Origin of the sequence: Desulfobacter curvatus DSM 3379 (assembly GCF_000373985.1) — a bacterium.
GTDB classification, from domain to species: domain Bacteria; phylum Desulfobacterota; class Desulfobacteria; order Desulfobacterales; family Desulfobacteraceae; genus Desulfobacter; species Desulfobacter curvatus.
On record NZ_KB892940.1, the window covers coordinates 1 to 6,239 of the forward strand.

The 6,239-nt window shown below is 44.9% G+C and carries 3 protein-coding genes and 1 pseudogene; 1 reads left to right on the top strand and 3 read right to left on the bottom strand.

The genetic code is table 11. The features are described 5' to 3' along the window. Positions 1-269, top strand: a pseudogene (locus tag B147_RS31490) (IS1595 family transposase); the annotation flags it as partial. 696 nt (positions 270-965) lie between these two features. Here the strand turns inward: B147_RS31490 and B147_RS0104810 are convergent. The 3 genes from B147_RS0104810 to B147_RS30050 all read right to left on the bottom strand — a co-directional run bounded on the left by B147_RS0104810 (position 966) and on the right by B147_RS30050 (position 5,396). Further along, complete coding sequence (locus tag B147_RS0104810; RefSeq protein WP_020586108.1) at positions 966-1,844, bottom strand: DUF4198 domain-containing protein; 879 nt, start codon at positions 1,842-1,844, stop codon at positions 966-968. 66 nt (positions 1,845-1,910) lie between these two features. Continuing rightward, positions 1,911-4,013, bottom strand: coding sequence for a TonB-dependent receptor (locus B147_RS0104815; RefSeq protein WP_020586109.1), 2,103 nt, complete (start codon positions 4,011-4,013; stop codon positions 1,911-1,913). Between the two features lie 357 nt (positions 4,014-4,370). Continuing rightward, positions 4,371-5,396, bottom strand: coding sequence for a helix-turn-helix domain-containing protein (locus B147_RS30050; protein WP_020586110.1), 1,026 nt, complete (start codon positions 5,394-5,396; stop codon positions 4,371-4,373). Positions 5,397-6,239: the final 843 nt, after the last annotated feature.

Genomic DNA, 6,239 nt, shown 5'->3' on the forward strand with positions numbered 1-6,239 from the left:
ATCAAACTTTTTGCGATGCTGAAAATTTTTCTCATGAGGTTGTTAATCTGAGTAAAGGTGGCAGAGTTAAAGGAGCTTTCCACCTCCAAAATGTCAATGCCTATCACAGCCGATTTAAAGGCTGGCTGCACCGATTCCACGGAGTTGCTACGAAATATTTACAAAATTATCTTGGATGGCGGCGTTCACTTGAGCAGCGCCCAGGTATATTGCCAGAATCTTTGCTGAGTATCTCATTGGAGCAATTTCAACTATTAAAGGGAACATAGCCAAAATTTAAGGGCGAGCTTTTGCGTTTGTAGGGCTCTCTTTTTTGAAATTTGGACAAGCCCACATATTGTGGTTGAATCGTCCTTGAAAAGATCCGGAGTGACAGGGATAGTCTGGGGAGATTTTCACCTGGGGAAGGGTTCTTGTCGTGGAGGTAGTCTGTTCTTTTAGAAAAATTTTTAGTCGGTCAAAATTTGTTGTGAAAAAAACGAGCCCTACCAGTTGTAGGGTTCACTGACGTCGGATTACCCCCCCCCTGATCCTTTTTGGGGGAATTGGTTGCTGTATTCAAGATCTTGCCGGTCCGGTTAAATAGACAAAGTAAACGATTATCCGAGCTCGATTGGCAACTACTGTGGAGCGGTGTATTTCTGGCTGACAAGAATGATTTTTGGAAACAGTCAGATATAGTTTATATGGAATAATTATGAGAAGCACCCAAAAGTGTTATTGCTAAAATGGTTGATAAGAGGATTTAATTGACTGAAATCGACTTGGGGATTCTATGATACGAAGAACAAAAAAGAGGTCTGGGATATGATTTTTTAAATTGAGTTGAAGCTGACGTGAAAAATATTTGTGTAGGTTCACAAACTTTCGTGAGCTTTTATTTCCACGTTCAGGCTTTTCGATCTTATCTTTGCGCAGCATCAGCATCATGCCCCCAGTTTTTCTGGGGGCATGACTTCAGTTATTTAAGGATTGACCTTGAAGGTTATTGAGCTTGAAAACAGAGCTGTATCGCACTTTTTGACCAGGTGCTTCAGGTCGTTGTCCGCCGTAACCTCTTGGCGCGTATAGACATTTACGAGCCATTGTCCCGCAGCAGGCATGCGAAATTGTCCCTTTCCATCAAAGATCGGACATGAGAGGGTGAAGCTGTCTCTTCCGCCGAAAGAATCGGACGCAGCAGTGATATATTCAATACTGACCTCCGGGGATGTATTCAAATTTTTTCCCCTGAAAAGAATCTTGAATTGCACCGAATCTCCGACACGGATATCGGAAAGGTCGGTTAGTGGCAGGATTTCCAGGTCATAGCCCAGGGATTTGGGCGCCCGCCACTTTTCTACGGTGAAATAGGAAACAGCGGTGCCCCTGTATAGCATTCCCCGAAATATTTTTTTGGCATCCGTTACCTCGTCTTTGGGCTTCATAGCCCATTTAGTTTGATCTTTTTTATTTAAATAGTGTGTGTAATAGTTGTCTTGGCTCTTTACGCCGACCTGATAGGTGCCCGGCTTGCACCCCTCCTTCAGAATGATTTTCCGGGCACCGATGTCCCCTGATACAACAGTCAGCCCGTTGTCGGTATCAAAAGAATTTGAAGGCTTGGCCACCGGCATGGGCAGCGGGGTTTTCTTAAGATCCGGACCATAGAGCATATAAGACGCCAACCTGACCATTTGAGGCAGGTCGTCCAATGGCGTGGTATGCCCCCAACCGATGGTGCATAAAACATGGGTGGGTAGATGCCCCCGGGATTTGAATGCATTGACCCAAAGCGTATGAGCTGTAGCTGAACTGACAATTAATGTCAAAATAGTGCTTAAAAAAAAGATACGATATGCCATTTTACTGATTCCTCCATATATGTCTGTACTGCTTGTTTAAAAATTGTTTTTGGTGTGGCGACGGCATTAGAAACGGTAAATAAAGGTTGATCCGATGATTCGGGGCGCACCATCCTGGGCAGTGTGTCCGCCGAAGTAATACGATTTGGTGGTCAAATACGCTTCATCAAAGACGTTTTTGCACCAGAAGCTAACCTGGAACGATTCTCCTTCAAATCCCAATTTCAGATTGACCGTCTCGTACCCGTCCACCTTGACCGAGTTTCTGGCATCCGTGTAATAATCTCCAAGCCCTGTAACGTCTACCCTCCCGAAGAACCCCGAAGAGTGGTGATATTGCACCCCTGCATTAAAGGTGTATTCAGGGGCATGGGTCAGATTGTTGCCTTCGAAGTTATAGATTTCGCCGGTAGCTTGTTCCGATTCCCATTCTTCAAATTGTGCATCCGCATATCCAATGCCGGCAAAGATTTGCCATCCTGAAAACGGCCGCGCCGTCATTTCCAGTTCAAAGCCTTTTGAAGAGGCTTTGGCCGCATTGGAGATGTCGCGAAGCGGCCCGCCGTTTAAGTATTCCTGCACCTGTTTATCTTCGATATCAATGTAAAACACGGCGATATTGATCGTCAGCTTGTTGTCGAACCAGGAAGTTTTCAAACCTGTTTCATAGTTCCAGGAGAACTCGGGTTTAAACGCCAGGGTATCGGAACTTGAGGCAAAACCATAATCATACCCCCCGGCGAGCATTCCCCTGGCAACCGTGGCGTAGGCCATGGCAGATGCGTTGATGTCATATGAGATCGAGGCCTTGGGCAGCCATTCACCATGGTCGAACTGGGCACCATAAGGGTCTGCAATCGAATTCAAGGTTTGCTCGCCCTCGTAGTCCTGGTAATCGTAACGCAGCCCCGCCGTCAGATGGAGACGATCAAAAAGTGTGTAGGTGCCTTGCCCGAAAACGGCGAATCCGTCGCATTCATAGTTCGTAATATAGGTGGAGCCAAAGTATTCGGCATGGGCATCCACCTCTTCCGTGAACCCATAAATACCGACAATCCATGTCAGAGGACTGGCCTCATCAGCGGAAGAAATCCTAACTTCCTGGCTGTAAACCGTATCTTCGAAAATAAAAACCTGGTCCGGATAAACGGTCGGCCCGAATTCGCCGTCGTTGATGAAATCGGTGGAATAGTCGTTCCGGGTAGTGATGGATACCAGATTGTACGCAGCTCCTGAATAATTGATGCGCAGGGCCTGGCCGTTGTTCTTATCCGCCCATTCGTTGCTGCCGTCCCAGTTGATTTTGTAGCGATCGGATTGGGCCGGGCCGTCGATGTACCGAAGGTAACCGTATCCGTCATTGTTTTCGTATCCGTTGAGCACCATGGTAATGTTCAGGGGATCGCTCGGCTTCCAGCGAAGCTTTGCCTGTCCGTTCAAATGGTCGATTTTTGCAGCCTTATCATCATTGTCGTAAATATTTTCCGTATACCCGTCTGAATTTTCGTATTGGCAGGAGACACCGAAAAATAGGGTGTCCTTAACAATCGGTCCGCTGACGGTAGCCCCGGTTCTGATACTGAAAACCTCTTGATCCGGGGTATCGTAAAATGCGGGTTCCACAAATACTTTCCCCCGAGCTTCGTTGTCCGGCTGTTTCGTGATGATGTTGACGGCTCCGGCTTCGGTATTCCGGCCGTACAAAGTGCCTTGAGGCCCCCTCAAAACTTCTATCCGTTCGATATCCAACAGATCCGGGTTCTGCATGAGCGTCAGAGGATATCCGATATCATCCACAAAAAGTCCGACCGGTGTGTTTAAGGCGACAGAATGTGAGGAAATCCCCCTGATGACCATCATATTTTGATTGACCACCTGCTGGGAATAAAGGTTGGGGGTAAAAAAACTTAGGTCCTTCACATCCTTTATTCCCGCATCAGTAATGAATATGTCCGATAAAATGCTCATACTGATTGGAACATCCTGGACATTCTCCTCTCGCTTTTGGGCTGTCACGGTAATGGATTCAAGGGATGTATTTTGCAGGGATGTATTTTGCTCTGATCGTGAAGAGGATACTTCTTCTGCATGTCCGATCTGTGCAGGGAAAGGGGGAAAAATCAAAAAACATATCAGTAAGAGAAGGTCTGTCTTTTCCTTGAATTTCATCGTGTTTTCCTTTTCAGTTTATTGGTTTGGTGTAGTGCTTTGCAACTCAACTCTTTTATGTGTTTTATTGTTTTCAACTTTCGACAAAGTTTGGTCGTTAAAATTTTTTGATGTATATCAACTTTAGCGAAACGCGGCTAATCATGGTTGAATTTTTTTTAATTAAATTTGAACTTTTTTATAAGAAAGTCTGTGTGACCTATACAAATCTTTCAATGTTCGTTGTGTGCTGAGGCTGGGTGCTGATAGACAAGATTGGCCTATGGCCGTTATATAGAAAAATGGGGAGTGGCGGGATAGTTTTATGACTCTAAACAACTGACAGGCAAAATACTATTCCACGATGATCTGGGATTTCTAAGCATTCCTTAGGACCTTTCGCAAATAGGTGCCCGGTGCAATACCATGGTAATCCGTGAATGATTTGGAAAAAGAACTGAGACTTGAATAACCCACGGCATAAGCAGCTTCAGTAACATTCATTCGACCTTCAGCAAGAAGTGATTTGGCTTTTTTAAGACGGGTTTGGCGTAAATAATTAAAAAAAGTGGTGCCGTATATTTCTCGGAAACCGTAATTCAGTTTGGGATGGGTCAAGCCGACTGTTTTGGCCAGATCTATGAGTTTGGGGGGATTTTGAAGATCGCGCAGAGTAAGTTCCTTAGCATATTGTACACGTTCGATATCCTGGGGGCGCAGACTGAAAGGCTTTTTCCTGTGGGTTTCGGGGGGGATCAACTGGGCCAGAGTGTGGGCGATCAATTCCAATCCCTTGCTCTCAAGATAAAAGCGTTTTAAAAAGCCCTGGTAGGGGCAGTTGACGATTTGATAAAGGGCGGTGGCAATCGAATGATCTGTGGGCGATATCCGGTAGAATTGTTTTTTATTCTCACCTGCCACAATCTTGCACAGATCATTAGGCATTCGGTCTGGTCCGATTTCAGCAACAGCGCCCAAAAGATTTGGGTCCAGGTAGATAACGATCCATTGAAGAGCACCAGTACCCCCTGCGGAAAAACGGTGGAGCCCATGCAGCCTGGGTAAATAGGTTAGGATGCCGTGACTCGGCTTGTTGGTGCATAGAATCTTACGGCCATCTTCCAAGTCTACGTCGGTATCCATTCTGCCGGAAATACCAAAATTAAATCTTAGCAGAGGGACGTGCATGTTTTCAAATTGGATGGTAAATTTATCCATCACCTGAAAATTTCCAACCCCCATCATAAAACCCGGCCTAAACGTGATCATATGCATAGCACCGCTGCCATTTTTAAGCGGCCACTCCCAGCAAGCTTCATATCCTACCCTCTCGTTTAAAAGATCTGATAAATCCCTGGAGTCTTCAAAAAGTTCTTTTGCATTGAATCGTTTTTTATCTTCCATAATCCCCCCCCAAAAAAAACGCCAGAGTTCAGGTTTGTAATGATTCTAATAATCTTGGTTATGAGGTTTACTGCATGAGTCTTTCTTAAGAAGTTGCAGTAATCTTAACATAATTATACATTCCTAATAATTATTGCTTAACACTATATTTTGACAACTCTTATTTTTCAACTTTTTTATGGGAGGAAATGGTGATTTGCCAATATTAGCTGTAGTGATTACTACAGCTAATACGGTTGCGCTCGTTGAAATTTTTATAAATTTACCAAATAGTTGACCAAGTACTAATGGTATTTAGTGTCACTGCTCCAGATTCTAAACCAGGCAGCTTTAACAGAAGAAGTTAACGCCCATGCTAACAGGGCTTCCAGCGTTTTCATTTAGATAAAGTTGATAAGGCGCTGGAACCCACAGTATATTACCCCACGGTAAGCTGCTATGGGTATTATATCATCGACTCTTATCGACCTAAATGTGGATTTGCGTAATTGAATATCAATAGCTTTGTTCGGTGGTAAAAATACAAAAAAAACGTGCTGCTGTAACTTTGGTCAGGAAGCTTGCCGATCTGCAGTGCTGACGCATAAATAATAAAAGGTCGGCCGAAGTTGTTCCGCCCACTCCTTTTTGGGAAAATTCCGCCTTTCCTTCTTTCAGAAGGCATCGGAAAGGTAGTTCTTCCTACACAAACCATGGCCTGTACCGAAGATTTTCATTCCGTCCGGGCATAGTTCTCCCCCATTCCAGGCTTGAAACTGTTTCGATTACCTGTCCGTGGTTGCCGTCTCACACTAATCGGAGTTGAAAGGGGGCGGACAGACGCTCTTTCAGCCATGGATAATC

Coding starts and splice junctions, on each gene's coding strand:
- B147_RS0104810 (WP_020586108.1), bottom strand. CDS start 1,844: ATGGCATATCGTATCTTTTTTTTAAGCACTATTTTGACATTAATTGTC.
- B147_RS0104815 (WP_020586109.1), bottom strand. CDS start 4,013: ATGAAATTCAAGGAAAAGACAGACCTTCTCTTACTGATATGTTTTTTG.
- B147_RS30050 (WP_020586110.1), bottom strand. CDS start 5,396: ATGGAAGATAAAAAACGATTCAATGCAAAAGAACTTTTTGAAGACTCC.